Source organism: Microcystis sp. LEGE 08355, assembly GCF_015207185.1.
GTDB lineage: Bacteria > Cyanobacteriota > Cyanobacteriia > Cyanobacteriales > Microcystaceae > Microcystis > Microcystis panniformis.
This window is the reverse complement of record NZ_JADEXI010000726.1, coordinates 1-2,042: the sequence shown is the minus strand read 5'-3', so window position 1 is coordinate 2,042 and position 2,042 is coordinate 1. Positions and strand designations below refer to the sequence as shown.

General features: G+C 44.3%; 1 protein-coding gene. It reads right to left on the bottom strand.

Going from position 1 to position 2,042, the window contains the following annotated elements:
• Positions 1–334: 334 nt before the first annotated feature.
• The coding region (locus tag IQ242_RS23365) for a putative PEP-binding protein (RefSeq protein ID WP_193961599.1) at positions 335–2,042 on the bottom strand (1,708 nt) is incomplete at its 5' end.

The following is a 2,042-nucleotide window of genomic DNA, read 5'->3' as shown; positions in this document are numbered from 1 at the left end:
GATGCGGCCTGTGGACAATTGCGATCAAGCGTTATGGTAGAATAAACAGGCGTAAATCGGCCATTAACTAGGGTTGGCTGAATACATCTAAAAACCTTGTTGGGTAAGACGTTTAGACTTTTGGAAAATCAAAAAGTGCCAGCCATTGGAGGGATCGGGGGGAAAATTCCGGGACTTTTTCCCTGAAAATTAGGTAATTTACCAGATGAAAATGGGTACAACCCTACACCCTACACCCTACACCCCACACCCTGCCCCCACGAGAAACTTTTTGCCGCAAACCCTACTTAACATCTTCCCCAACAGCCAACCCCTAACGCTCCTTTTGCCGAGGTTATCTGCCATTTTCCAATAAAAACCTTCTTTCTGCGCGAACAATTGCCTCTCTAGTGGCTAAAACTGCTTCTGTATCCACCGAAAGAGAAGTAACGCCCCAAGCAATCAGATCATCGATAAGTTCAGGATGCTGGACGATGGCCATGCCGCAAACGGAACAGGGAATCTGTAAAACTTTTGCTTGAGTAATAATTTGTTGTAAAGCTCCCCTGACTGCGGGATGACGGGCGTTAAAATATTCTGAGAAATGTTCTCGATCGCTGCCTAAAAGTAATTGAGTTAAATCATTAGTACCAATAGCGATTAACTGTACGCCCGCTTGCACATAATCCCTCAATTGAAAGATTACCCCCGGTACTTCCACCATTATCCCCAATTGGAAAGAGGGGACTTGAGTGAGTAAAGCTGATTGTACCCGTTGCCGGCAGAAAATAAATTCCTCAACCCCGCGGACAAAGGGAAGCAGTAAATTAATATTGGTGGCGCTGGTGGTTTGTACCCGTCGTAAAGCTTGCAATTCTAGATCAAATAGAGTCGTATCCAAAATATAACCATGGGTTCCTCGACTGTCTTTAGCTGAATGTTGAGCATCAAAAGAACGATAAAATAAAGGCTTAGGCTGGATACTAAGGGCAAATTCTGCGATTAAATCACTTAGTCTCTCGATCAATGCTTCTTGATGCTCTGGAGTTAACCATTCTTCTAGATTACGCTGAGAAAGTAAGTCTAAAATCATCCATTCTGAGCGCAATAAACCGATCCCATCAATAGGCAGTTCTTGGATTCTGGCAATACTTTCAGTTTGACTGAGATTAACCATCAAACGGGTAGCAATTGCCGTCCCGTCGGTTTCTCTAGGGGGTGCTGGGGGTAAGGAAATCTGTTCCTGAGATGCGAGGGAAATAATTCCCCTCGTACCATCTACTAAAATTATCTCCCCTGAGCGGATAATTTCCGTGGCATTTTTCACCCCGACAATGGCAGGAATGGCTAATTCCCGGGCTAAGATGGCTCCATGGCTAGTTAATCCCCCCTGTTCCGTGATCATTGCTCGAATTTGGCGTAAATGGGGCAGTTTTTTCGGAGGTAAATTAGCAGTAACCAAAATGCAATCCTGAAAATTTGCCTCTGGGGAGTCGAAATTGCTGATCACTTTTGCCACTCCCGATGCCAACCCCGGGGATGCCCCTAATCCTCTTAAGGGATAATGGGATGTAGTAGCGGTGATTTCCTGACTGTGACAGTTGAGAATATAAATTTGACCATCCAGCATCATCAGCCATTCTATGCTGGTTAACGTCGGTTTTTCCGTCAGCAGAGATTGAACCAGTTGACAAAGGCGATCGAGGGCGAAATTATCTAAACAGTAGCTTTCCTGTAAACTGGGTGCTAATAATTGTGGTACAAGCAGATTACTGTCACTATTGAGATAATAAGCCCTGGATTTATTGCCTAATTGCCGACTCCGTAATTGACCGGAGCGATCGATAATGTAGGTATCCGGTGCCACTTCTCCATTAACTAAACTGTGTCCTAATCCCCAAACCGCCTGAATTTCCCAGTTATCCTTATTAATCAGCACATTTCCCGCACAATTGGCTGGTAATAACGGTTGTACCAGTAAAGATAATTGAATTTTTTCTAAACCAATTCCCACTTTTCGCCAATAAAATAGACTTCTGGCGGTGAATAACTCCGCCCAAGCT